This window comes from Arthrobacter sp. RCC_34 (assembly GCF_041360795.1).
Taxonomy (GTDB): domain Bacteria; phylum Actinomycetota; class Actinomycetes; order Actinomycetales; family Micrococcaceae; genus Arthrobacter_E.
The window spans coordinates 124,811-149,024 of record NZ_JBFUPW010000001.1; the positions used below are offsets into that span (position 1 = coordinate 124,811).

At 68.0% G+C, this 24,214-nt stretch carries 26 protein-coding genes; 14 read left to right on the forward strand and 12 right to left on the reverse strand.

Annotated elements, in window-relative coordinates:
- The first annotated feature begins 537 nt into the window (after window positions 1-537).
- The gene (gene proC / locus AB6732_RS00545) at window positions 538-1,365 is read left to right on the forward strand and encodes a pyrroline-5-carboxylate reductase (RefSeq protein WP_370957566.1); all 828 of its coding nucleotides are present in this window, start codon (window positions 538-540) and stop codon (window positions 1,363-1,365) included.
- A 128-nt stretch (window positions 1,366-1,493) separates the two neighbouring features.
- On the opposite strand, the gene AB6732_RS00550 is transcribed toward proC, so the two are convergent.
- Window positions 1,494-2,180 (reverse strand): TrkA family potassium uptake protein, encoded by a 687-nt coding sequence (locus AB6732_RS00550; RefSeq protein WP_066215881.1) that lies wholly within the window; start codon window positions 2,178-2,180, stop codon window positions 1,494-1,496.
- On the reverse strand, window positions 2,173-3,597 hold the full coding sequence (locus AB6732_RS00555; protein ID WP_370959571.1) for a TrkH family potassium uptake protein: 1,425 nt from the start codon (window positions 3,595-3,597) through the stop codon (window positions 2,173-2,175). The genes AB6732_RS00550 and AB6732_RS00555 overlap by 8 nt, the downstream gene beginning before the upstream one ends.
- A 334-nt stretch (window positions 3,598-3,931) precedes the next feature.
- On the opposite strand from AB6732_RS00555, the gene AB6732_RS00560 reads away from it, so the two are divergent.
- Window positions 3,932-5,113, forward strand: a complete 1,182-nt coding sequence (locus tag AB6732_RS00560; RefSeq protein WP_370957568.1) for an acetoin utilization protein AcuC — start codon at window positions 3,932-3,934, stop codon at window positions 5,111-5,113.
- Window positions 5,114-5,214: 101 nt separating this feature from the next.
- The gene (locus tag AB6732_RS00565) at window positions 5,215-5,730 is read left to right on the forward strand and encodes an ArsR/SmtB family transcription factor (protein WP_370957569.1); all 516 of its coding nucleotides are present in this window, start codon (window positions 5,215-5,217) and stop codon (window positions 5,728-5,730) included.
- A 143-nt stretch (window positions 5,731-5,873) separates the two neighbouring features.
- Here the strand turns inward: AB6732_RS00565 and AB6732_RS00570 are convergent, their stop codons facing one another.
- The 4 genes from AB6732_RS00570 to AB6732_RS00585 are packed head-to-tail and all read right to left on the reverse strand — an operon-like array spanning window position 5,874 to window position 9,604.
- Window positions 5,874-6,830 (reverse strand): sulfate/molybdate ABC transporter ATP-binding protein, encoded by a 957-nt coding sequence (locus AB6732_RS00570; RefSeq protein ID WP_370957570.1) that lies wholly within the window; start codon window positions 6,828-6,830, stop codon window positions 5,874-5,876.
- The gene (locus AB6732_RS00575; RefSeq protein ID WP_370957571.1) at window positions 6,827-7,804 is read right to left on the reverse strand and encodes a sulfate ABC transporter permease; all 978 of its coding nucleotides are present in this window, start codon (window positions 7,802-7,804) and stop codon (window positions 6,827-6,829) included. The genes AB6732_RS00570 and AB6732_RS00575 overlap by 4 nt, the downstream gene beginning before the upstream one ends.
- Window positions 7,797-8,591 (reverse strand): sulfate ABC transporter permease subunit CysT, encoded by a 795-nt coding sequence (gene cysT, locus AB6732_RS00580; RefSeq protein WP_208186795.1) that lies wholly within the window; start codon window positions 8,589-8,591, stop codon window positions 7,797-7,799. The genes AB6732_RS00575 and cysT overlap by 8 nt, the downstream gene beginning before the upstream one ends.
- The gene (locus tag AB6732_RS00585; RefSeq protein WP_370957573.1) at window positions 8,588-9,604 is read right to left on the reverse strand and encodes a sulfate ABC transporter substrate-binding protein; all 1,017 of its coding nucleotides are present in this window, start codon (window positions 9,602-9,604) and stop codon (window positions 8,588-8,590) included. Before AB6732_RS00585 ends, cysT begins: the two co-directional genes overlap by 4 nt.
- A 448-nt stretch (window positions 9,605-10,052) precedes the next feature.
- On the opposite strand from AB6732_RS00585, the gene AB6732_RS00590 reads away from it, so the two are divergent.
- The 3 genes from AB6732_RS00590 (at window position 10,053) to AB6732_RS00600 (ending at window position 11,834) form a co-directional block, all read left to right on the forward strand.
- Window positions 10,053-11,222 (forward strand): 3-deoxy-7-phosphoheptulonate synthase, encoded by a 1,170-nt coding sequence (locus AB6732_RS00590; RefSeq protein ID WP_370957575.1) that lies wholly within the window; start codon window positions 10,053-10,055, stop codon window positions 11,220-11,222.
- 147 nt (window positions 11,223-11,369) lie between these two features.
- On the forward strand, window positions 11,370-11,573 hold the full coding sequence (locus tag AB6732_RS00595) for a helix-turn-helix domain-containing protein (protein ID WP_066215872.1): 204 nt from the start codon (window positions 11,370-11,372) through the stop codon (window positions 11,571-11,573).
- A gap of 162 nt (window positions 11,574-11,735) precedes the next feature.
- Complete coding sequence (locus AB6732_RS00600; RefSeq protein ID WP_003792170.1) at window positions 11,736-11,834, forward strand: 30S ribosomal protein bS22; 99 nt, start codon at window positions 11,736-11,738, stop codon at window positions 11,832-11,834.
- 582 nt (window positions 11,835-12,416) lie between these two features.
- On the opposite strand, the gene AB6732_RS00605 is transcribed toward AB6732_RS00600, so the two are convergent.
- On the reverse strand, window positions 12,417-13,232 hold the full coding sequence (locus AB6732_RS00605) for an HAD family hydrolase (RefSeq protein WP_370957578.1): 816 nt from the start codon (window positions 13,230-13,232) through the stop codon (window positions 12,417-12,419).
- 64 nt (window positions 13,233-13,296) lie between these two features.
- Here AB6732_RS00605 and AB6732_RS00610 point away from each other — a divergent pair, with 64 nt between their 5' ends.
- The 3 genes from AB6732_RS00610 to AB6732_RS00620 all read left to right on the forward strand — a co-directional run bounded on the left by AB6732_RS00610 (window position 13,297) and on the right by AB6732_RS00620 (window position 15,183).
- The gene (locus tag AB6732_RS00610) at window positions 13,297-13,551 is read left to right on the forward strand and encodes a glutaredoxin family protein (RefSeq protein ID WP_066215869.1); all 255 of its coding nucleotides are present in this window, start codon (window positions 13,297-13,299) and stop codon (window positions 13,549-13,551) included.
- A gap of 29 nt (window positions 13,552-13,580) precedes the next feature.
- Window positions 13,581-14,315, forward strand: coding sequence for a redox-sensing transcriptional repressor Rex (locus AB6732_RS00615; protein WP_370957579.1), 735 nt, complete (start codon window positions 13,581-13,583; stop codon window positions 14,313-14,315).
- Window positions 14,316-14,466: 151 nt separating this feature from the next.
- The gene (locus tag AB6732_RS00620; protein WP_370957581.1) at window positions 14,467-15,183 is read left to right on the forward strand and encodes an HAD family hydrolase; all 717 of its coding nucleotides are present in this window, start codon (window positions 14,467-14,469) and stop codon (window positions 15,181-15,183) included.
- Between the two features lie 23 nt (window positions 15,184-15,206).
- Here AB6732_RS00620 and AB6732_RS00625 read toward each other — a convergent pair whose 3' ends face one another.
- The 5 genes from AB6732_RS00625 to AB6732_RS00645 all read right to left on the reverse strand — a co-directional run bounded on the left by AB6732_RS00625 (window position 15,207) and on the right by AB6732_RS00645 (window position 19,018).
- Window positions 15,207-15,923, reverse strand: a complete 717-nt coding sequence (locus AB6732_RS00625; RefSeq protein WP_370957582.1) for a GntR family transcriptional regulator — start codon at window positions 15,921-15,923, stop codon at window positions 15,207-15,209.
- A 106-nt stretch (window positions 15,924-16,029) separates the two neighbouring features.
- A complete protein-coding gene (locus AB6732_RS00630; RefSeq protein WP_370957583.1) occupies window positions 16,030-16,857 on the reverse strand; it encodes a hypothetical protein in 828 nt (275 codons plus the stop codon).
- 102 nt (window positions 16,858-16,959) lie between these two features.
- Window positions 16,960-17,631: a hypothetical protein gene (locus AB6732_RS00635; RefSeq protein ID WP_370957584.1), complete on the reverse strand. Its 672-nt coding sequence runs from the start codon at window positions 17,629-17,631 to the stop codon at window positions 16,960-16,962.
- 115 nt (window positions 17,632-17,746) lie between these two features.
- Window positions 17,747-18,256 carry a hypothetical protein gene (locus AB6732_RS00640; protein ID WP_370957585.1) on the reverse strand — a complete coding sequence of 170 codons (510 nt, stop codon included), beginning with the start codon at window positions 18,254-18,256 and terminating at the stop codon, window positions 17,747-17,749.
- A 216-nt stretch (window positions 18,257-18,472) separates the two neighbouring features.
- The gene (locus tag AB6732_RS00645; RefSeq protein WP_370957586.1) at window positions 18,473-19,018 is read right to left on the reverse strand and encodes a YceI family protein; all 546 of its coding nucleotides are present in this window, start codon (window positions 19,016-19,018) and stop codon (window positions 18,473-18,475) included.
- Between the two features lie 245 nt (window positions 19,019-19,263).
- On the opposite strand from AB6732_RS00645, the gene AB6732_RS00650 reads away from it, so the two are divergent.
- From AB6732_RS00650 to ccsB, 5 genes are all read left to right on the forward strand, one after another.
- Window positions 19,264-19,929 (forward strand): histidine phosphatase family protein, encoded by a 666-nt coding sequence (locus AB6732_RS00650; RefSeq protein WP_370957588.1) that lies wholly within the window; start codon window positions 19,264-19,266, stop codon window positions 19,927-19,929.
- Window positions 19,930-19,932: 3 nt separating this feature from the next.
- Complete coding sequence (locus tag AB6732_RS00655) at window positions 19,933-20,547, forward strand: TlpA disulfide reductase family protein (RefSeq protein WP_066215854.1); 615 nt, start codon at window positions 19,933-19,935, stop codon at window positions 20,545-20,547.
- Window positions 20,548-20,550: 3 nt separating this feature from the next.
- Window positions 20,551-21,309, forward strand: a complete 759-nt coding sequence (locus AB6732_RS00660) for a cytochrome c biogenesis CcdA family protein (protein ID WP_370957590.1) — start codon at window positions 20,551-20,553, stop codon at window positions 21,307-21,309.
- A gap of 72 nt (window positions 21,310-21,381) precedes the next feature.
- The gene (locus AB6732_RS00665; RefSeq protein ID WP_370957591.1) at window positions 21,382-23,145 is read left to right on the forward strand and encodes a cytochrome c biogenesis protein ResB; all 1,764 of its coding nucleotides are present in this window, start codon (window positions 21,382-21,384) and stop codon (window positions 23,143-23,145) included.
- Window positions 23,142-24,155 (forward strand): c-type cytochrome biogenesis protein CcsB, encoded by a 1,014-nt coding sequence (gene ccsB, locus AB6732_RS00670; RefSeq protein WP_370957592.1) that lies wholly within the window; start codon window positions 23,142-23,144, stop codon window positions 24,153-24,155. Before AB6732_RS00665 ends, ccsB begins: the two co-directional genes overlap by 4 nt.
- The last annotated feature ends 59 nt before the right edge of the window (window positions 24,156-24,214 follow it).

Sequence of the window (24,214 nt, forward strand, 5' to 3'; positions counted from 1 at the left end):
GTCCAGCCCTTGCGGGGCTGGATCATCACTCGCACCTCCATGAGGCAATAACTACTTTACTCTTCAAGCTCCCGGAAACAACAGTTTTTACCTTGGAACTCCCTGGGAAAAGCGGTGATTTCTACCGAACACGTGTTTGACGTGGGGAAACTTTGTCCAAGACGCCAGATGACGTGAGGAGTCCGGGCGTGGCGGACCGCGTAACGCGGCGTTAAAGACCGAAAGCCGGCAGCTGAACGGGGGATCAGGGGGAAAACCCGAACAGCTGCCGACTTCCGTGCGGACGCTTTCGCATCCGCAGATTCACTCGCACCCTTTGAGGTACTAACTACTCTAGGAAGGCAAGTTGTGTAGAGGCTTCACCGAACCCGTGCATAGCCTGGGAATCGGGAAAACGGCCGGTGACCTGCGTCTCAGGGAGCGGGCGAAGGCCGAGCCACCCTGGTCGGCGGAGTGTGCCCCGCTCGGCATCGACCGACTCGGTCTACCGGGGAAGAGCCTCGTGCCCGCCCGGACGCTCCATGCCAAGATGGGACCATGAGCAGAATCGCCTTCCTCGGTTGTGGATCCATGAACGAAGCCATCCTGTCCGGCCTCATCGCCGCGGGCTCTGAGCCCAGCGACATCGTCGCCACGGTGCGTCGCGCAGAACGAGCCGCCGAGCTCGCCGAGCGCCACGGAGTGGTGGCCATCGCGGGTTCCGAGGACGCGGAGGCGAACCGTGAAGCCGTGCGGGACGCCGGCGTCGTGATCCTGGGCGTCAAGCCGGTGGGCATCGCCGCGCTCGCCCGGGAGATCGCCCCGGTGCTCGCTCCGGAGACCGTGGTGGTGAGCGTGGCCGCGGCCGTGTCCATCGCGCAGCTGGAAGAGGCACTGCCCGCCGGCCAGCCCGTGATCCGCACCATGCCCAACACGCCCGCCCGCCTGGGCAAGGGCGTCATCTCCGTGTCGGGAGGCACCAGCACCAGCGCCGAGCAGCTCGCCACGGTGCGGGAGCTGTTCGAGACGGTGGGGACCGTCGTCGAGATCCCGGAGGAGCAGGTGGACGCCCTGTCCGCCGTCAGCGGCTCCGGGCCTGCCTACGCCTTCTACCTGGCTGAGGCCATGGCCGCCGCCGGCGTCGAACTGGGGCTGGATCCCGAGCTGTCCGCCCTCCTGGCGCGCGAGACGGTGGCGGGCGCGGGCCTGATGCTGGGCGAGGAAGGCGCCGACGCCACGGCCTTGCGCAAGGCCGTCACGAGCCCCAACGGCACCACGGAACGCGCCATCGCCACCTTCGACGAGCAGGGCATCCCCGCGATCATCGCCGCCGGTGCGCGTGCCGCTGCGGCGCGTGCCGCGGAGATCACCGCCAGCCTGGACTGACGCCGCCGCACCCCATCCGCGAGGTCACAGTTGAGGCCCGGAAAACGTGGTTTTCCGGGCCTCAACTGTGACCTCGCGAGCCGAAGGGCGTGCCGCCTCGCGAGCCTGCGCCCGAAGGAGAGAGAGCGTCAGGGGCGTGCCGCGAAGCGCTCCAGGAGGTCGACGTGGCCGGAGACGATCAGCATGTCGTGGCTGGAGACCTTGGTGTCCGGGCGGGCATAGGTGAAGTCCTCGCCGGGGGACTTCACGCCGACCACGGTCACGCCGTACTTGGAGCGGACCTTGGACTCCTCCAGGGTGAAGCCCACGGTCTCCTTGGGCGGGTACATCTTGACGATGGCGAAGTCGTCGTCGAATTCGATGAAGTCGAGCAGGCGGCCGGAGACCAGGTGCGCCGCGCGGACGCCGGCGTCGGCCTCCGGGTAGATCACGTGGTTCGCGCCGATGCGGGTGAGGATCTTGCCGTGCGACGGCGTGATGGCCTTGACCCACAGGTGCTCGATGCCGAGGTCCACCAGGTTCACCGTGATGAGCACACTCGACTCGATGGACGTGCCGACGCCCACCACGGCCGAGGAGAACTCCTGCGCGCCCAGCTGGCGCAGAGCGTCCATGTTCGTGGCGTCGGCCTCGACCACATGGGTCAGGACCGGAGCCCACTTCTGGACCAGGGTGCGGTCCCGCTCGATCGCCAGGACCTCACGGCCCTGTTTGACCAGCTGTTCGGCCGTCGCGGCGCCGAAGCGGCCCAGCCCGATCACGAGGACCGGCGCGTTGGGGGAGGGGCGGTTCGTGGCGCCCTGGTTCTTAGCCAATGATCGGCCTCTCTTCCGGGAAGTGGTACAGCTGGCTCCGCTGCCGGATCGCCAGCGCCGCGGCCAGGGTGACCGTGCCGACGCGTCCGGCGAACATCAGAGCACTCAAAACATATACGCCCGCGGGCGGCAGTTCAGCACTGAGGTTGGTGCTCAGCCCCACGGTGGCGAAGGCTGAGATGGTTTCGAAGAGCACCCGGTCCAGGCTGGCGCCGCTGATGGCGAGCAGCGAGAACGCGGCCACGGAGACGAACGTGGCACCCATGACGATCACCGAGATCGCCACGCGCATGGTGCCCTGGGGGATGGTGCGGCCGTAGACCTTCACGTCCGCGTCACCGCGGGCCTCGGCGCGGATGGCCAGGAACATCACGGCGATGGTGGTGACCTTGATGCCGCCGGCCGTCGACGCCGAGCCGCCGCCGGCGAACATCAGCGCATCCGTCAGGAGCATGGTGGTGGAATCCAGATGGTTCTGATCCACCAGATTGAAGCCGCCCGAACGGGTCATCACGGAAGCGAAGACGGAATGGATGATCTTGTCCCCCATGCCCATGCTGCCGATGGTGCGGGGGTTGTCCCACTCCATGAGCGCCCAGAGGAGGCTGCCGACCACCAGGAGGATGAGGGACACCTGGATGGTCAGCTTCGTGTGGAGGTTCCACTTGCGCCAGTTCAGGCCGTTCTGCTGCAGGACCATCACCACCGGGAAGCCCAGGGAACCCAGGAAGACCCCCAGCATGAGGGGGATCAGGATCCACAGATCGGTCTCATACGGCACGATCCCGTCCGAGTGCGGCGTGAACCCGGCGTTGTTGAACGCGGAGATCGAATAGAAGACGCCGTGCCAGATGCCCGTCCAGAAACTCTCGCCGAGCGTCCAGAAGCGCGGGATGAGGGCGAGGGCCAGGGCGCCTTCGATCACCATGGAGGTCATGATGACCACCCGGAGCAGGGTGCCGACCTCACCGAGCCTGCCGGCGTTGTTCATGGCCTCCTGGGCGATGAGCTTGCCGCGCACGCCGAGCTTCTTGCTGACCATGAGAGCCAGGAGCGAGGCGAGTGTCAGCGTGCCGAGACCGCCGACGAAGATGCCGATCATGATCACGAACTGCCCGAAGAAGGTCCAGTGTGTCGCGGTCGAGACCACGGTCAGGCCGGTGACGCATACCGCCGAGACGGCCGTGAACAGGGCCTGGTGCAACGGGGTGACCTGTCCGCTGCTGGACGCCATCGGCAGCGAGAGCAGGAACGTGAAGAGCAGGATGACCGAGCTGAAGGCCACGAGCGCCAGACGTGCCGGCGAGGAGTTGGCGAGCCGGTCGATGAAGTCGCGCACCGCCGTGAAGGCGCCGAACCTGCCGGACTCCTGGGGCGGTTGCCAGCCCGTGAGAGGTTCGGCGAACGGGGCGTCCATGCCCTGGCCGCCGCGCAGTGGCCGGCCGCCAGGAGTGGCCGGCGCGACGCCGCGGCGGGCCTTCCCCGTGGCACGTCCGCCAGGCGTCGGGGCCGCCTCGGCCCGGGAAGGCCGCGGGGGCTGGTGATGGGGCCCGGAGGTGGGCATGAGCAGTCCTTCTGTTGAGGCTCTGGGCCGGGGCCCGCGTTGTCCTTGCAGTAGTTAACCACCATTCGGCCCCATTGCACGGCTGACGTGTAGCCTGTCCTTGATGTCTCAGTCCCATGAAGCAGCACCGGCGCCGTCTTCCCCCGCCCCCTCCCCGGCCGTGCCGCGGAGTGCGGTGAATCATGACATGCCGCTGACCACGGTGGTCTGGGACCCGGCCATGACGGCCTATGACTTCGGCCCCACCCACCCCATGGCACCGGCCCGGCTCGAGCTGACCGCACAGCTGGCCCAGGATCTCGGTGTGCTGTACCGGCCCCAGGTGACGGTGCTGGCCCCGGAGATCGCGTCGGACGCGGAGCTCGAGCGGGTCCACGACCCCGCATATGTGGCGGCGGTCCACCGGGTCTCGGAGGATCCTGGCAACCCCCTGCCGCTGCTGGGCCTGGGCACCGAGGACGACCCCGCTTTCGCCGGCATGCACGAGGCGGCCGCCCGGCTCGCGGGCGCGTCCTTGCTTGCGGCGGACCGCATACTTTCCGGGGAAGCCGTCCGGGCGGTGAATTTCGGTGGGGGCATGCATCACGCGGCCAGTGACCGCGCGAGTGGTTTCTCCATCTACAACGACGCCGCCCTCGCGATCACCCGGCTCCTCGACGGGGGCGTACGGCGCGTCGCGTACATCGACGTCGACGCCCATCACGGAGACGGAACCCAGAGCATCTTCTGGAACGATCCACGGGTCCTGACCATCTCCCTCCACGAATCCGGGCAGACCCTCTTCCCCGGCACCGGTTTCCCGGTGGAGACCGGCGGGCCGGACGCCATGGGCAGCGCGGTGAACATCGCCTTGCCTGCGGGAACGGACGACGCCGGCTGGTTGCGCGCGTTCCATTCGGTGGTCCCGGCGGTGGTGCGTGAGTTCGCGCCGGAGGTCATCGTGAGCCAGCACGGGGCGGACTCTCACCGGGATGATCCCCTCAGCAATCTCCGCGTCACGGTGGACGGACAGCGCGAGGCCATGAATTCCGTCGCGTCCCTGGCGCAGCGCCATTGCGGCGACCGCTGGATCGCCACGGGTGGCGGCGGGTACGAGGTGTGCTCCGTGGTGCCGCGCTCCTGGACCCACCTGGTGGCCATCGCCAGCGGACGCTCCCTGCCGGTGAGCACCCCGGTCCCGGAGCGCTGGATCGAGCGTGTGGAACGGGACTTCGGCGTGGAGGCACCGCGGTTCATGGGTGACGGCGAGGACATCTGGTGGCGGTCCTGGGAGACCGGGTACGACCCGTCGAACGCGGTGGACCGGGCGATCATGGCCACCCGCAAGGAAGTCTTCCCGCTTTTCGGGCTCGACCCCTGGTTCGACTGACCCTGACCGGGTCCGGATGGCCGCACGCCCTATGAACCCGTGCCAGGACTCATGACGGCATAAGGATGCCTTCGGAGATATATGTCGCTAGGGTAAGACACATGGTGGTTGACGACATTTTCGCGGTCATTGCCGAACCGACACGGCGGGAGATCCTGTCCGCGCTCCGTTCCGGCGACAAAGCCGTCGGCGAGCTCGTGGAGGATCTCCAGGCGAGCCAGCCCACGGTTTCGAAGCATCTCCGTGTCCTGCGGGAAGCCGGTCTCGTGACCATGCGTGCCCAGGGCCAGAAGCGCTTCTACTCACTCGAACGGGAACCCCTGCGTGCCGTGCAGGAGTGGCTGGGCGGGCTGGCGCCGCTGACCTCGCCGACGCGGCCGGCCCGGCAGCAGACCGCGGGCGTCCCCGGAAGCCGCGTGGCGCCGTCGTCGGCTCCGGCGGTTCAGCCTGCCGCCGCGGCCTTCGTCCAGCCGGAAGCGGATCATGCCGAACTCGCCGGGCTGGAAGCAGGAGCCGTGGCCAACACCGGTCAGCAGCTTGGCCGGGCTGCGAGCCGCGCCGCCACGCGTGCGGCCGAGGTGTTCGCGAACCTCCCCAAGCTGGGCCGCAAAAAGTAGCCCCGCCCCTGATCGACTGCTCCACAGGATGCTGTTTCCGGCTGAAATCCGGAGAAAACGGCATCCTATGGAGCAGTCGACGGGGTGGGGGAGGGGCAGATCAGGCGAGCGCGGATCGGACGGCGCGGGTCAGACGGCGCGGATCAGACCAGGGCGGCCTGCAGGCTGAGGAACACCGTGTCGCCGACGGCCAGCCCCAGGGAGCGGGCCTCTCCTCGGGTCACCACCACGTTCACCGGTGGGCCGTCGGGGGCGCTGAGCGGCTGCACTTCGAGGCGCACCTCGAACCCGACCCGGGTGCTCCGGACGATCCGGCCGGCCGTGGCGCCCGGAGCTTCCGAAGTGAAGATCTCCAGATCGTGCGGCCGGACCAGCCGGCCGTGGAACTCCGTCACGGGGCCCAGGAACCCGAGGACGAAGTCGTTGGCCGGCTCATCGTAGAGCTCATCCGGCGTGCCGACCTGCTCCACGCGGCCGTGGTTGATGACCACGATGTTGTCGGCCACTTCGAGGGCCTCCTCCTGGTCGTGGGTGACGAAGAGGGTGGTCACATGGACCTCGTCGTGCAAGCGCCGCAGCCAGTCCCGGAGCTCCTTGCGGACCTTGGCGTCGAGCGCGCCGAACGGCTCGTCCAGCAGCAGCACGCTGGGCTCGATCGCCAGCGCGCGGGCCAGCGCCATGCGTTGCCGCTGACCGCCCGAGAGCTGCGCCGGGAGCCGGTTCGCGAACTGCGTCAGGTGCACCAGCTCCAGCAGTGAGTCGACCTTCTCCTTGATACGCGCCTTGGGCAGCTTGCGGATCTCGAGGCCGAACGCGATGTTCTTCGCGACGGTCATGTGCTTGAACGCCGCGTAGTGCTGAAACACGAAGCCCACATTGCGCTTCTGCGCCGGCAGATGCGTGGCCTCCTGGCCGCTGATGGTGATGCTCCCGGAATCGGCGTTCTCCAGCCCGGCGATGATGCGAAGCAGTGTGGACTTGCCGCCGCCGGACGGGCCGAGGAGCGCGGTCAGCTGGCCGGTGGGGATGTCCAGGTTGATGTCCTGCAGGGCCACGAAGTCCCCGAAGTTCTTGTTGACCTGTGAAACCGTGATGCTCATGAGCGGTGCTCCTTGGAGGGGCGGAGGATGGTCACGACCACCAGCGCGGTAATGGCGATCAGGACCAGGAGGAACGCGGCGGCGTAAGCGGTCGCCTCGTCGAAGTTGCCGTAGCGATTGGCCACCAGGAGGGTGGCGGTCTCGCCGTTGAAGGACGCTCCCTGGCTCACGATCTTCACGGCGCCGAATTCGCCGAGCGCACGGGCCAGTGACAGCACGACGCCGTACACGAGCGCCCACTTGATGGCCGGCAGTGTGATGCGCAGGAAGGTCTGCACCGCCCCGGCGCCCAGGCTGCGGGCCGCGAGCTCCTGCTCGGTGCCGATCTCCTGAAGGACCGGGACGATCTCCCGGATCACCAGGGGCAGCGAGACGAAGGTGGTGGCCAGGACGATGCCCGGTGTGGAGAAGATGATCTGCCAGTCGAGCGATTCCAGCACAGGGCCGAACCAGCCCTGATTGCTGCTGTACGCGAGGACCAGGGCCAGTCCCACCACCACGGGGGAGACCGACATGGGCAGGTCCACCAGGGCCGAGAGCAGCCGGCGTCCGGGGAACGAGTAGCGGACCAGGAGCAGGGAGATGCCGAGGCCGAACACCGCGTTGAGCCCCACGGCCCAGAGGGCGGCGGTGAGCGTCAGGCCGAACGCGTACCCGAAGGCGGGATCGGAGAGGCGGGTCAGGAAGGCGTCGAAACCGCCGACGTCGTTCACCGGTGCGAAAGTCCGCAGCACCACGAGCGAGACCGGCCAGACGACCAGGAAGAACAGATAGACGATCACGAGCACGCGCAGCAGGATGCGGACGGGGCTCCCGCCGCTGCGGTTCGGGCCTGACGGCCGACGGCGACCGGCCCGCCGGGGCGCCGACGAACGCGGTGCGCGGGACAGGGCGTTCTCGCCGCCACGCGGAGCGGCGGCGGTGCCGGCGGCCGCGCCTGCGGAGACGCCGGTGGACAGGGAGGTCTCAGCCACGACGCGCCACCTTCCGTTGCAGGATGTCGAGAGCGACCAGGACGGCCAGGGAGACCACCAGCAGGACCAATGCCACGGAGGCGGCCGCGGCCCGGTTGTCGCTCTCGATGAACTTGAGGATCTTGAGGGACGCCACCTCGGTCTCGAACGGGGTGTTGCCCGAGATCAGAACCAGGGCCCCGAACTCGCTGATGGCCCGGGCGAACGCCAGGGAGGCGCCCGCCGTGATCGCGGGGATCAGCGCGGGCAGCAGCACGCGCCGGAACGTGGTGAAGCGGCCGGCGCCCAGAGACGCGGCAGCCTCTTCGACGTCCTGGTCGAGCTCCAGGAGCACCGGCTGCACGGTCCGGACCACGAAGGGGAGGGTGACGAACAGCAGCGCCAGGAAGATGCCCTGCTGCGTGTTCACCACGTTGATGCCGAGCGGACTCTCCGGCCCGTACAGGCTCAGCAGCACCAGACCGGCCACGATGGTCGGCAGCGCGAACGGGATGTCGATGATGACCTCGAGGATCGCCTTTCCCGGGAAGCGGTCGCGGACCAGGACCCAGGCGATCGTGGTGCCCACCACGACGTTCACGAGCGCCGCGCCCAGGGCCTGCAGCACGGTCAGCCGCAGTGCCGCGAAGGTCTGCGGGTCCGTGATGGTGCCGATGAACTGCTGCCAGCCCCCCGCCGTCGAGCTCAGGACGATCGCGGCGAGCGGGATCAGCACCAGGATGCTGAACCAGAGCAGCGCGAGTCCGAGGCCCGCGGCGGCGGGGCGGGTCAGCGTGTCGGGCTTCATTTCTTGACGGCCGCCGCACGCAGCTGGTCGATGAGGGCGCCGTCCGCGAAGAACTTCTTGTCCACGGTGGTCCAGCCGCCGAAGTCCTTCTCCACGGTGAGCAGGTGCTCAGGGGTGGGGAACGGGTTGGCGGGGTCGTTGGCGCCCTTGACCTCGGTCTTCACGCCGTCGATCACGGGGCGGAAACCGGTCTTGGCGAATTCGGTCTGGCCGTCCTTGCTGAGCACGAAGTTCAGCCAGTCCTTGGCCTTGGGGTCGGCCTTCTTCAGGATGGCGCCCGGGTTCTCGATCAGCACGGTGTCGTTCGGCACGATGTAGTCGTAGTCCTTGCCCTTCTGCCGGGCGAGGATCGCCTCGTTCTCGTAGGAGATGAGGACGTTGCCCACCTTCTTGTCGAAGGCTTCCGTGGCTTCGCGGCCGCTGCCCGCCCACTGGGTCACGTTGGCGAAGATCTTCTTCAGGAAGTCCGAGGCCTGTGCCTCGGTCTTGCCGGAGGCGACTGCGTGGCCGTAGGCGCCCAGGATGTTCCAGCGGGCGGAGCCGGAGGACTTGGGGTCCGGGGTGATGATCTTGACGTCGGGACGGGTCAGGTCCTCCCAGCCCTTGATGCCCTGGGGGTTGCCCTTCGGCACCACGAGGACGACCACGGAGTCCGAGACGATGCCCTTCGTGGCGTTCTTATTCCAGTCCTCGTCGACGAGGCCGGCCTTGACCAGGCGGGTGACGTCGCTCTGCAGGGAGAAGTGGACGTAATCGGCCTTGGCGCCGGCGGCGACCTTGCGGCTCTGGTCGCCGGAGGCGCCGTAGGAACCGCTGAAGGTGACGCCCTTGCCGGCGTCGGTCTGCTGGAACTTGGCGGCGATGGCCTTGTTGGCCGTTTCGGGGACGGCGAAGCCCACGATCGAGAGCTGGGTGCCGCTCGCTCCGGAGGCCCTACCACTGCAGGCGGTCATGCCGAGGACTGCTGCGAGAGCGGTGGCGGTGACGGCCAGACGGGATTTCCAGGTCTTCATGAGGTCTTCCTTCAGTTGTCTTCCAGCGTTGGGTCTTCCAGCAGTGAGCCGGTCCTGACAGACGACAGGGACCGGGCGGAGGAGAGGAGCGGGTTGGTCGCCGGGCGCCGATGCGCCGCGGTTGCTGGCAAATGTACCGACGCACGACGACGGCGTCGCGTGCGGTTGTCATATAGGTCTCCGTGTGTAGTTGCGTGACCTGGAGGGCGGCCGGGCTCCCCATAATCCGGCCGCGGGCTTGCGCGGGCCGGGCGGAGGTCTTACAGTTTGGGACCATGACGAAGCGTTGGTATGCGTATTTTGCTGTGGCTCTGGAGGGCCAACGGCGTCGCTAGTCGCGCATACACATCGACCTTCAGAGCACACAGGGCAGGGATGCAATCCCTGCCCTTCGCCATTCCGGCGGGCTCTGCGGGTCAGGGTCCGTCCAGAACCGAGGACCCAGATCATGAAACCAGCAGCCATCGTGAACCCGGCAGCACCGTCCGCCGTGGACCTCCCGCTCACCCCGGGAGCCGCCTCTCCCGCCGCGACCGTTCCGGTGACCCGCTACGCGCCGCTGCCGACTCCCCGTGAACTCCGCGCCTTCCGGCCGCTCACGGCGGCACACGCGGCCGTCGTCGCCCGTGGCCGTGATGAGGTCCGCGCCATCCTCAACGGCGTGGACGACCGGCTTCTGGTCGTGGTGGGTCCGTGTTCCGTGCATGACACCGGGGCAGGCCTGGAGTACGCCCGTCGCCTCGCGGCGGAGGCCGAACGGCACCGGGAGGACCTGCTCGTGGTGATGCGCAGCTACTTCGAGAAGCCGCGCACCACGGTCGGCTGGAAGGGCCTCATCAACGACCCCGGGCTCGATGGCGGCCACGACATCGCCACCGGCCTGGACCGGGCCCGAGAATTCCTGCTGGACGTGACGGACCTGGGGCTGCCCGTGGCCACGGAGTTCCTGGAACCCTTCAGCGCCCCGTACCTGGAGGACCTCGTGAGCTGGGGCGCGGTGGGGGCCCGGACCACGGAGAGCCAGGTGCACCGGCAGATGGCCGCGGCGCTGGACTTGCCGGTGGGCTTCAAGAACGCGACCGACGGCACCGTGGGACACGCGATCGACGCGTGCCAGGCTGCCGCGGGAGAGCAGTCCTTCCTCGGGACGGACCTGGACGGGCGGACGAGTGTGGTCCACGCGGCCGGGAACCGCGACGGGCATGTCATCTTGCGCGGCGGAGTCTCCGGACCGAATCACGACGCCGCATCCATCGCGGAGGTGTCCAGGGCGCTCCAGGCGAGGGGCGGCAACCCCCGGGTGGTCGTGGATGCGAGTCACGGCAACAGCGGCAAGGACCATGTGCGCCAGGCCGTCGTCGCCGTCGAGCTCGCCGAGCAGCTGGAGGGCGCCGTGCAGCTGGCGGCCGCGCCGACGGCCGACGCGATCGCCGGGGTGATGCTGGAGAGCTTCCTGGTGCCCGGCGCCCAGAAGTTCGACCCTCAGACGGATGCCTCGACGCGCGAGGCCCTCGTGTACGGGCAGAGCATCACGGACGCCTGCATGGGCTGGGAAGTGACCTCTGACGTGCTGAAACGTCTCGCCGTCGCGAGCCGGAACCGGAGGGCGGGACAGTAGTCATCCGACGCATCCGTGGCGCCTTTCACTTTAGGCTCAATTGCCACTAGAGTTACTAGCACTCAGGATGGGACAACCTCAGTACCGACACGCCGCACTACCTCGCGGCGTGAACCAAGGCTGAATTGCAGGAGGGGGAGGCCGGACGTGGCCCACTTTGCGAACACCGACTTCCTCACGGTGGCTGAAGTTGCAGACCAGATGCGTGTGTCCAAGATGACCGTTTATCGCCTGATTCACTCGGGTGAGCTGCCGGCGGTGCGCTTCGGGCGTTCCTACCGCGTGCCGGAAGTGGCTGTCGAGGAGTACGTCCGCGCAGCGGTCACGGGGAATCGGTCCGAAACCGCGTGAACCTGGGTTCCTCCGGACCGGTCCTCAGGGATCCGGTCAAGGGCAGGCCGCCGGAAGCGGTACCCTGTTAAGGAACGTTTTACGTCATCGTAAGAAAGTGCGGCTTGCCAAGCCTCGGATTCTCGGGTGCGGGGTGGCCGCGTATTACCGTAAGGAACTTCTGTGGGTTCAGTTATCAAGAAGCGTCGCAAGCGCATGGCCAAGAAGAAGCACCGCAAGCTGCTTCGCAAGACTCGCCACCAGCGCCGCAATAAGAAGTAGAGATACTTCGCACGCGTACAGGCCCGGAACCGTCAGGTTCCGGGCCTGGTGCTTTTAACGCGCGACGACGGCGGTTGCGTTGGGTGGCCGGCGGGGGTTCCCTCGCGGCTTAGACACCCGCCTTCGCTCGTTCCTCGCTGCGGCGTGCGATGCGCCGCTTCCGGGAACCTCCGCCGGCTCCCGATGTCACGTCGGTTTTCACGCGGTTGAGCGTGGGGCCGGGACGTGGAAGATTCGGGCTGACGTGTGCTCCGTGGGGAGAGGCCCGAGGCGAGGGGTGTCGTTGAGATTGCACTTTCTGGGGTCTGGGAGGCGTGGAACCCCGAAAAACTGCGATCTCGACCAGCCGCCCCCACAGAATCCGAGCACCTCGGACAACCCTTCCCACCGAAACCACGCCGGGGGGCGGGGGTCGGCCGTGAGGGGTGCGGGTTCCCGAAAGCGGCGCATCGCGCGACAGAGCGAGGAACGAGCGAAGGCTAAGAGAGCAGCAGGGGTACCCTGCCGAGCTTGCGAGGCCGGGGTGGCTGCGAACGGTGTCTAAGCCGCGTGGGAACTCACACCCCTCCTGCGAGAGAGGAACTACCTCCGCCCGCGGGCGTGGTTGAGACCCCTCCAGAGCCCGTACACCGCCCCGCCCACCGTCGCTGCCTTCAGGCCCAGGGTGGCGGCGCGGCGGCCGGAGCGGAAGTCGTAGACGGGCCAGTTCTGGGCTTTGGCGTGACGGCGCAGCCCGGCGTCGGGGTTGATCGCGACCGGGTGCCCCACCATGCTCAGCAGGGGGATGTCGTTGTGGGAGTCGCTGTAGGCCCAGCATTCGGCCAGGTCCAACCCTTCGGCGTCCGCGAGGGCGCGGGCCGCTTCGGCTTTGGCTTCCCCATGGAGGATGTCGCCGACCAGCCGTCCGGTGTACACGCCGTCGACCACTTCGACCCGGGTGCCCAGGGCGCCGGTCAGGCCGAGGCGGGACGCGATGGGTTCGGCCAGTTCGATCGGCGTCGCCGTGATGAGCCAGACCCGCCGGCCGACGCGCAGGTGCTGCTCGGCGAGGGCGCGTGTGCCGGGCCAGATCCGGCTGGAGATGCTCTCCTCGAAGACCTCGTCGCCCAGGGTCGCGACGTCCTCGGCGCGGATCCCGGCGGCGATCTTCATGCCCCGGTCGCGGATCTCGTGGACGTCGGAGAGCTTCTCTCCGCGGACCACGAATTTGAGCTGCTGCCAGCCGAACGATGCGGCGTCGCGGAGCGTGAACACCTTCCGCTCGTACATCTTGCGGGCGGCGTGGAAGATGCTGGCGCCGCGGATCAGCGTGTTGTCCACGTCGAAGAAGGCGGCTTCATGGCGGTGCAGTTCGGCCACGGGAACGCTGGAGGAGGATTCGGTTCGCGTGGAGGCCATGAAGACGAGTCTATCCAACGGCGCTGATGTGCCGTGGGCGCCCCGATACCGCTACCGTGGAAGGATGCGGGTCCCTGAACTTCTCCTCATCACCAAGAAGGACTGTCATCTGTGCGCCGCGGCGCGTGCGACCGTGTCCGAGGTGGCCGGCCGCCTGGGCGTTCCCTGGCAGGAATCGCTGATCGATGACGACGCCGGGCTGCGTGAGCGGTTCGCCGACGAGGTTCCCGTGGTGATGATCGACGGCGTCCAGCGCGACTTCTGGACGATCGACCCCGCACGCCTGGAACGGAAGCTGCGCGACGCGCAGCAGGGCTGACCGGGTCCGCCCGTGAAGAATACAGACCGATGAAGAAAAAAGAACTGAGTCCGCTGCCGACCGGGGGAAAGCCCCCGGTCGTGGTGCCGCAGAGCGCGGAAGGCGCCCTCGACGGGTACCCGGCCGCAGAGCAGGCCGTGAAGCAGATCCCGCCGGCCGCCGTCGCGCGTCTGACGCTCTACCTCCGCGCGCTCAACTCGCTCACGGGCGACGGCGTGGAGCGGGTCTCCTCGGAGGCTCTGGCGGAAGCGTCCGGCGTCAGCTCGGCGACCCTCCGCAAGGACCTCAGCTACATCGGCTCGCACGGCACGCGCGGGGTCGGCTATGAGGTCGACTACCTGAACCGGCAGATCGCCGCGGCTCTCGGCCTGACACTCGACTGGAAAGTGGCGATCGTGGGGGCGGGCAACCTGGGCCGCGCGCTCGCCCGGTATGGCGGCTTCCAGTCGCGCGGGTTCGAGATCGTGGCGATCTTCGACGCGGACCCGCTGATCGTGGGGCAGGAGATCGGGTTCCTGCGGGTCAGTGATGTGCTCGGTCTGGAGACGGGCCTGGCGCAGACGCGCGCGAACATGGTGGTGCTCGCGCTGCCCGCGCATGTGGCCCAGGAGATGTGCGACCGGGTGGTCTCCGCCGGGGTGAAGAGCATTCTGAGTTTCGCGCCCATCACCCTCCAGGTCCCGGAAGGGGTGAATCTGCGCAAAGTGGACATGGCCACCGAGCTGCAGATCCTGGCTTATCACGCCCAGCGTCTCGTCGACTGACCGGGCGTCTGAGGGCGCCGGAGCGTCCGCTGTGGTGAAGAGTCGCCGCCCTGAGGGCGAACTCTCGGTAAACTTTGGTCTAGACCAAAAATTCCGGGGTATCGAGCCTCTACTGTTCCCACAGAAGCTCTCCCGCGACGAAGGACCATCCATGCCCCTGTCTCTCACCGCCCCCGGCGCCGTCCGCGCGCTCCTGACCTCGGCCGAGGCGGTGCTGTTCGACTTCAATGGCACGCTGTCGCTCGATGAGGACCTCATGGGCCGGCTCTACGCGGAGGCCGCCCTCGAGGTGTGCGGGTTCGAGCTGAGCCCCGAGGAGTACCGCGACCGGTTCGTCGGGCTCAGCGACCCGGATATCTGCGCCGCCCTGGTCGGAGGCGATGACGTCCTCACCGCCCGCGTGCTGGATCACCTGTGCTCCGGCTATCTGCGGGAGATCCGACGGGCGCCACGGATCCCTGCCGCGCATGTCACCCTGGTCCAGGAACTGGTGGCTTCCGGAATCAAGGTCGCGGTGGTGACAGGCACGCTGCGGCGTCTGCTGGAACCCGCGCTGGAGGACAGCGGGCTGGCCGCGCTGTTCTCCGCGACGGTCTGCAGCGACGACGTCGCGCGGGGCAAGCCGGACCCGGAAGGTTTCCTCCGTGGCGCTGAGCTTCTGGGCGCCTCGCCCGCGACCACCGTCGTGGTCGAGGATTCCCTGGCCGGGGTCGCCGCGGCCCAGGCGGCAGGCATGCACTGCGTGCTGGTGGGCCCGCTGGCCGCCGATCTGCAGGCCTCCGATCTGCCGGACGCCGGCCCACTGGCTGCGGCCGACAGCCCAGCCGGGGTGCACCCGCTCGGGGAACTGGCGGCGCTGACGGTCTGAACGGAACGCTCCGCCTGAATCGCTCAGGGTGTTCCGGTGGTGACGCGCAGGCGCAGGGCATCCGAGCGGTGGGTGTCCTGGGCGAACTCCACCGGCAGACCGTCGGAGCGGTAGGCGGTTCTGATGATGCGGAGGACCGGGTGACGGGCGCCGACCGAGAGGAGGTCCCGCTCTTCCGGTGTGGCCACGGAGGGGATGAGGTCCTCGGTCTTCCTCACCGGCTCCCAGCCGAAGGTCTCCAGGCGAGCGTAGACGGAACCGGTGAGCGATTCGACGGCGAATCCCGGCAGCCGCTCCGCCGGGAACCAGGAGTCCTCGACCATGAGCGGCTCACCGTCGAGGAAACGGAGCCGCCGGAGCCGGTGGGCGAGTTCGCCGGGCGTGATCCGGAGGGCCTTGGACACCTCGGCGGGCGCCGGGGACGTCTCCGCGAGCAGGATCCGGGACTCGACCACGGCTCCGGTGCGGGACAACTGCTGAAAGAGGCCGTGCAGGGAACCCAGTTCCAGCACCGGGGCGTCCCCGGCGACGAAGGTCCCTCCGGCTCGGCCGGGACGGCGCCGCAGGATCCCCTGGAACTGCAAGGTCTCCACGGCCTGGCGGAGCGTCATGCGGCTCACGCCCAGCTCTGCGGCCAGTTCCCGCTCGGCGGGAAGCTTGGCGCCGGGCGCGTATCGTCCCGAGGAGATGGCGGCACGGAGGGCGTCTTCAATGCGCTGCGAGGAGGAGCTGCCGGTCACGGGCTCAGCCTATCGCCCGGCGGTGGCCACGGCGCGGGGGAAAGCGGGCACGGAAGCGGAGGCCGCCGTCGTCGGCCCTGAGAGACACGACGACGACGGCCAGCGCTCAGCGTGAGGCGCGGAAGCGCGCGAACTTCTGGTAGTCGCGATGCAGCTTCATCCGCGCGAAGAAGGCGCTGGAGTCCGGCAGCCAGCACAGGACCATCCCGACGATGCCGCACAGGATGCTCAGGAGGTCCAGGATCACGGAGGAGCCGAACCCGGTGACGGAGATGGCGGCCAGGATCGTGCCCAGGACCCGGGCCCACTGGTGGCCCTTCTTCACGAAGACCGCCACCAGGACGTAGAGCGCCACGGTGAAGACGAAGGTCAGCACCATGGACACGATGAAGATGGACCTCAGCGAGTCGGGGCTCTCCTGGGACAGGATGTTCCGGGTGCTGGCCGGCATCTGGTCGATCATCTCGCGGTAGATCTCGTCGAAGTCGACCGCCAGGAAGGTCTGCAATGAGGCGATCAGGCCGAAGGCGCACCCGGAGAGGATGAGCCAGAAAGCCCAGCGGATGGTCCGGGGTTCCTCGGGCTTCTCGGGCGGGGTTCCCTGGAACCACTGCGCGGGATTCTGGGGCGCCTGCCAAGCCTGGGCGCCCTGCTGGGGTGCGAAGGGGCCGGTCTGCTGCTGAGCCGGGGCCCGCCAGGCACCCTGCTGCGCGGCGCGGGCCTCCGCCTCCTGCTCCCGCTGGTACTGCTCGTACGGGGAGGGCAGGCCGAGGTCGGCGGCGCGGAGGCCGTACTGGGGCCGGTCCTGCGGAGGCGTTGCCGGGGTGTCTGCCGCCGGGGCGCTTCCCGGCGTGTTGTGGGCGTCCGGCCCTGAGCCACCTCCCGGCGCGACGGGTTCCTGGCCCGGTTCCGGAGTGGGTGCGTGGCTGTTCATGTGGGATTCCCTGACTGGGGCCTGGCCCCGGACAAGCCGGGGTGGGACGTCTGTGGCGTCCCACCCCGGCTCATGGACGGTGTGCTGCTGGAGTCGCGGCGCTCAGAACTTCGGGCGCTTGGCGAAGTACGGGCTGGTGTCCTTCAGGTAGAGCAGCACGATGGCGACCACTCCCATCAGGACCACGATGATGTTGATGACGTTGCCGCCGAACAGGCCCATGAGGGAGAGCGCTGCGAAGACGGTCCCCAGGATGCGGGCCCAGTTCGCGCCCTTGCGGACGAAGAACGCCACCAGAAGGTACAACGCCAGCTGGACGACGCCGAACACGATCGCCATCAGGGTCACCATGGAGCGGAGGGAATCGGCGTTGCCACCGGACTGCTCCATCTGGCGGACCAGGTCGCGGTACTGGGCGGTGTCCGAGATGAACATCGCGCCCAGGATCGCGCCGACCAGGTTGAGGACGCCGGCCGCGATGATGAGCCAGAAGGAGATCTCCACCTTCTGGGGACGCGCGACCGGGGCTGGCCCGCCGGAATAGGGGCTCTCGCCGGGCCACTGCGGGGCGCCGGGATAACCGGGGCCTGCCGGCCCGGGCTGGGAGCCGTAGGCCGGGGGAGCGCCGTACTGGGGTGCTCCGGTCTGGGGTGCTCCCGTCTGGGGCGCGCCGTACTGCGGGGCGCTTGGATTCGCTCCGTACTGAGGGGCGCTGGACGGCTGGTTTTGGCCTGGCTGCTGAGGGGTTGCAGGCTCGTTGGGTGTGCTGCTCATGACAGCTCCTTCGTGAACGGCATGTACGGGTCCGCCGCCAGGAACACGGCGTTCCTCCTACCGTATCCCCTGGGCCGAGGCGTATCCCCAGCCCAGGGGATGATTCTTCAATTCCTCAGACGAAGTGCTTCTGCGACTCGGGCAGCCACATCAGGACGGCCGCGGCGACGGTCACCGCGGAGCCGATGGCCGTGATGCTGAGGCCGACCAGGCCCACGATCAGCCCGATGACGGCGAGGGCGCCCAGGATGCTGAGGACGATCCGTGCCCAGCGGGAGCCTTCCTTGAGCCGGATGGCGATGAAGATGACGACGGCGGCCCAGATGATGCTCCAGATGATCCCGCCGATCGACGCGCCGATCGCGATGCCCGCATAGGAGCCGAGGGAGGCGGTGAGGATGAAGACGTTGATGATGGACAGGAGCACGCCGAGCGCCGCCCCCGCCAGCCAGAGCCAGTAGGAGTAGACGAGCTGCTGCGGAACGCCGGACACGTCCTTGAGACGGATGGCGAGATTCTTCGTGTCGAAACCGAAGCTGTTCCGGGCCGGGGCTGCGTAGCCGAGACCCGCGGGAGGTTGATTGCTGGGTGCGGTGCCCGGAGCACCGGGATATTGGCTGCTCATAATCCACACTTTAGGTTCGACGGGCCGCGCCGGATAGCCCCCTGCCTAACTTTCGCCGGAGCGCAACGCATCCGTTACCCCGAGGTAACGGTGTGAGTGACCTGGGATGACGCGGCGCTTAACGCAGGATGCCCGACGACGCCGGGTGGCGTCGTCGGGCATCCACGGCCTGCATCATCCTTCAGGACGATGCGCCGGCCGTGCGCCGGGCGGGCTTCAGTTGGCGGACGGGGCCAGGAAGGAGAGCTCCAGGTTGATCTTGACCTTGTCGGAGACGAGCACGCCACCGGCTTCCAGGGCGGCGTTCCAGGTCAGGCCGAACTCCTTGCGGGAGATGGTGGTCTCGGCGGAGACGCCGGCGCGGGTGTTGCCGAAGGGGTCCACGGCCACGCCGCCGAACTCGGCGTCGAAGGTCACGGGGACGGAGACGCCCTTGATGGTCAGTTCGCCGTTCAGCTTGTAGTCCTCGCCGTCGCCTTCCAGGCTGGTGGACTTGAAGGTCAGGGTCGGGTGGTTCTCCACGTCGAAGAAGTCCTCGCCCTTGACGTGGCCATCACGGTTGGCGTCGCCGGTGCTGATGCTGGCGGACTGGATGGTGGCGTCCACGACGGCGTCGGCGTCGGTGACGGTCACGGTGGCGGCCAGATCACCGAAGGTGCCGCGCACCTTGCTGATGCCCGCGTGGCGGACGGTCCAGGCGGCCTCGCTGTGCGACGGGTCCAGGGTCCAGGTGCCGGCGGTGAGGTTGGTGGGGATGCTCATGGGGTTCTCCTTGTCAGGTCACTCACGTCGATTGGTTGAAGCCTCAACCAACCTTCTGTCACCCAGTATAAACATGCATATGCATCTTTTGTTCCCGGGTTCGGAAAATTTTTCCTGAACTTCAGGCGTGGCGCCAGTCACATGTCTCCGCGTGATCGGCGCCGCCCGTCGATTCATGGCGGATTCTCAGCCGCAGCAGGGCCACTCTGGCCCGGGTCACCCTTAAACTCTGAGAAAATGGAGCCATGCCCCATGCAATCGTTCATCTGATGCGCCACGGCGAGGTGCACAACCCGGACGGCGTCCTGTACGGACGGCTCCCCGGCTTCCACCTCTCGGAACGCGGCTATCGCATGGCGGACCGCCTCGGCGAGTACTTCGGCGCGCAGCGCGATGCCGGTGCGGCCATCGTCCATCTGGTGGCGTCGCCCCTGCTCCGGGCCCAGGAGACCGCGGCCCCCACGGCCGCCGCGCTGGGTCTTGAGATCGAGACGGATGAGCGGGTCATCGAGGCGGAGAACCACTTCGAGGGACTGCGGGTCAACCGCAAGGAACTCCTGAATCCCCGGCACTGGCCTCATCTGGTGAATCCCCTGCGCCCGTCCTGGGGCGAGCCCTACGCCGCTCAGGTGAGCCGCGTCATGGCTGCCGTGCACCAGGCCCGGGAGACCGCCGTCGCACGGGCCGGCGCGGGCGCCGAAGCCGTGATCGTCAGTCACCAGCTGCCCATCTGGTCCACGCGCCTGGCCGCCGAAGGCCGCCGTCTGGCCCACGATCCCCGCAAGCGTGAATGCACGCTCACCTCGGTCACGTCCCTCCTGTTCGACGACGCCGGCCGGCTGGTGGGCGTGACGTACCGCGAACCCGCCGCCGACCTCCTGGTGGGCGCCTCGACCACCCCGGGAGCCTGAGCGATGAGCACCGAACGTTTCCCCCTGGACCGTCGTCAGGTCTTCGGCCTGGCGGGCGCCGGCCTGCTGGGCCTCGCCCTGTCCGCGTGCAGCCAGGACGACCCCCTCGCCAAGCAGGCCCGGGCCGGGGACAACAAGAATTACGTGGCCGGGGACGGCTCCGTCACCGAGTTCGCCCCGGACCAGCGCAAGGCGGCCAAGGACTTCCAGGGTGTGCTGTTCGACGGGAAGCGCGTCACCAGCAAAGATCTCGAAGGCAAAGTGGTGGTGATGAACTTCTGGTTCGCCGCGTGTGCGCCCTGCCGCGTCGAAGCGCCGGACCTCAAAGCGATGCACACTGAGTTCGCGCCCAAGGGCGTCGAGTTCTACGGCGTCAATCTCCGCGATGAGAAGGCCACGGCCGAGGCGTTCGAGAAGAACTTCGGCATCACGTACCCCAGCTTCAATGACAAGGACGGGCAGGTGCTGCTCTCCGTGTCCGGCCTGGTTCCTCCGGGGGCGGTGCCCACGACCCTGATCTTCGACCGTAAGGGCCGGGTCAGCGCACGGATCCTCGGTCAGCTCGAGAAGGGCACGCTGAAGACCCTCATCGCGTCCGCCCTGGCGGAGCGGGCCTGATCCATGCCCAACAACGCCTTCGCGGAGACCGTGCTCAACGGCTCGCTGCTTCTGGCGGTCCCGGTGGCCATGCTCGCCGGGCTCGTCTCCTTCCTCTCACCCTGCGTCCTGCCTCTCGTGCCGGGGTATCTCGGCTACGTCACGGGGCTCACCGGGGTGGATCTGGAGAAGCAGCGGCGCGGACGGATCTTCGCGGGTGTGGCGCTGTTCGTGCTGGGCTTCTCCGTGGTGTTCGTCCTGCTGGGCGGCGCGTTCGGTCAGCTCGGCGGTCTGATCTCGGGTGACCGGCTGCCGACCGTCACCCGCTGGCTCGGCGTCGTCGTGGTGATCATGGGCATCATCTTCCTGGGCGGCTTCGATTTCTTCCAGCGCAACGCCAAGCTGAAGGCCAAGCCTCCCGCGGGTCTCTGGGGTGCGCCCTTGCTGGGCATGACGTTCGGCCTCGGCTGGGCGCCGTGCATCGGTCCGACCTATTCGGCGGTGCAGCTGCTCAGCCTCTCGGGCGGTTCGACGGCGGCCAAGGGGGCACTCCTGGCCTTCGCCTACAGCCTCGGCCTGGGGATCCCGTTCCTGCTGATCGCCCTGGCGGTCCGGCGCGGCATGGGCGTCATGAAGTTCTTCCGCCAGCACAAGCTCGCCATCCAGCGGCTCGGCGGACTCATGCTGATCGCCCTGGGCCTGCTGATGATCAGCGGCCTGTGGGGGGAATGGACGGTTCAGCTCCAGACCTGGTTCCAGAACGAGGTGAAGCTGCCCATCTAGGGCCGGCGCGGTAATGGGACCAGAGGACATGAAGCGCGGACAGGGAAAAGCGCAGACAGGGAAGAAGCACGGATGAGTGAGACGGTGAAGAAGCCCGACGACACGAAGGCGCAGGACACGAAAGCGCAGGGCACCAAGGCACAGGGCAAGAAGTCCGGCAAGGACGACATCGCCGTCCCCGTCCTGGGGCCGATCGGGATGCTCCGCTGGGCCTGGACGCAGCTGACCAGCATGCGCACCGCCCTTCTCCTGCTCCTCCTGCTGGCCGTCGCGGCCGTCCCCGGCTCGCTCTTCCCGCAGCGCCCGGCCAACCCCGCGGTGGTCACGCAGTACATCAAGAACAACCCGGTCACGGGGCCGTGGCTGGACCGGTTCCAGCTCTTCGACGTCTACGCGTCCTACTGGTTCTCCGCCATCTACCTGCTGCTCTTCATCTCCCTGATCGGCTGCATCATCCCGCGAGTGCGGGCGCATTACAAGGCGCTGCGCACCGCCCCGCCGAGGACCCCCCGCCGCATCTCGCGGCTGCCCCAGTACGGCACTCTGGTGATCCCTGCCGGGGAGGGGGTGTCGGCGTCGTCGGCGCTGGAGGATGCCGCGGCAGTGCTCCGCAAGCGCCGCTACCGCGTGGAGACCCGCGATGCCGACGGCGAGCGTCCCCATCTGGGCGCCGAGACCGGTTACCTGCGTGAGGTCGGCAACCTCGTGTTCCACAGCTCGCTCGTGGGCGTGCTCGTCTCCGTGGCTCTCGGTGGTCTCTTCGGGTACAGCGGCCAGCGCACGATCGTGGAGGGTGAGACCTTCGTCAACACCCTGGTCGGCTATGACCAGTTCACGCCGGGCACGAACTTCCAGTCGGCCTGGCTGAGCCCGTACTCGATGCGGCTGGACAAGTTCGATGTCCGGTACGACCGCGAGTCCGTCAAGCAGTTCGGCCAGCCGATCGACTTCACCGCCCATGTCACCACGCAGGACGGTCCGGACGCGGCTCCGCAGCAGCAGACCCTGAAGGTCAACTCCCCGCTGGAGATCGGCGGGACCGGTGTCTACCTGGTGGGCAACGGCTACGCACCGGTCATCACCGTGCGGGACGGCAAGGGGAACGTGGCCCTGCAGGGTCCGGTGCCCTCCATCCCGACGGACGGCGTGTACACCTCCACGATGGTGATCAAGGTGCCGGACGCCAAGCCGGACCAGCTCGGTTTCGTGGGCTTCTTCCTGCCGTCCGCCCAGCTCAACGACCAGGGCGTGGCGTTCAGCGCCGATCCGGATCCGCTCAGGCCGCAGCTGAATCTCAACTCGTACTACGGCGATCTGGGCCTGGACTCCGGCGCCCCGCAGAACGTCTTCAGCCTGGACGTGAAGAACCTCAAGCAGCTCAACGGCCGTGATCTGCCGGCCAAGGGCATCGTCCTGGACGCCGGGCAGACTTACAAACTGCCGGACGGCAAGGGGTCCATCACGTTCGACGGGCTCAAGCGCTTCATCGCCGTCGACGTCCGCCACAACCCGGGCCAGGTCCCTGCGCTCGTGTTCGCGCTGGTGGCCGTGGGCGGTCTGGTGATCTCCCTCTACGTCGGGCGCCGTCGGGCCTGGGTCCGGACCGGAACCGCCGACGACGGCCGGGTCATGGTCGAGTACGGCCTTCTGGCCCGCGGTGAGGACCACGGCCTGGCCAAGGAGACCGCGAAGATCCGGCAGGCGCTTCAGGACGGCTGGGGATTGAACGCCGGACCCGGAGACCCGCCTGGCGGCTCCGGAAGCACGGCGGATAATGGAAAGAACGCGGCCGGGCCCGACACCGGGGCGGCGCGCAATGGAAAGGAAAGCTCATGACACCGCTGAACCCGCTGCTGGGGCAGTACAGCGAGCTCTTCATGCTGCTCGCCGCCGGAACCTACACGGTGGCGTTCATCGCCTTCGCCTGGGATCTGGCCAAGAGCAGCGCCACCTTGAAGGCGATCGATGAGCGTGCCGCGCAGCAGCAGGCCCGTCAGCTGGTCGGCGCGGGCGCCCCGGTCACGTCGCAGGAGGCGTCCGGCGGTGGGGCCATCACGGCGGATCCCTCCATGCGCTACGCCGCGGAACGGCGCGTCCCCGCCCGGGTCGCCGTCGCCCTCACCGTCCTCGCGGCACTGATCCACGGCGCAGGTGTGATCACCCGTGGCATCGCCGCCGGCCGTGTGCCGTGGGGCAACATGTATGAGTTCCTCACCACCGGCGCCTGGCTCGTGGCCGTGGTCTTCCTGCTCGTGCTGCTGCGGCGTGACCTGCGCTTCGTGGGCACCTTCGTGACGGCCCTTGTCATCATCATGCTCGTGGCGGCGTCTGTCGCGTTCTGGACGCCCGTGGGCCACCTGGTCCCGGCTCTGCAGAGCTACTGGCTGATCATCCACGTCTCCATCGCGGTGCTGTCCTCGGCGCTCTTCACTTTGACGTTCTCCATGTCCGTGCTGCAGCTCATCCAGTCCCGCCGCGAAGGCCAGCTGGCCCTGGGCCGTGAGGACAAGCTCGGCTTCATGCGCCTGGTCCCCAACGCCCTGAGCCTGGAGAACTTCAGCTACCGCATCAACACCATCGCTTTCGTGGGCTGGACCTTCACCCTCATGTTCGGCGCCATCTGGGCCGAGAAGGCCTGGGGGCGCTTCTGGGGCTGGGACACCAAGGAAGTCTGGACCTTCGTGATCTGGGTGGTCTACGCGGGTTACCTGCACGCCCGTGCCACCCGTGGCTGGACCGGCACCCGTGCCGCTTGGCTGTCGATCGTCGGCTACCTGTGCGTGGTCTTCAACTTCACGATCGTGAACCAGTACTTCAACGGCCTGCACTCCTACTCGGGGCTGTGATGCCATAGCCCGGGCGGCAGCGCTCCGGAAAGCCGTCAGGCCCGGTCCCAGGAATCCTG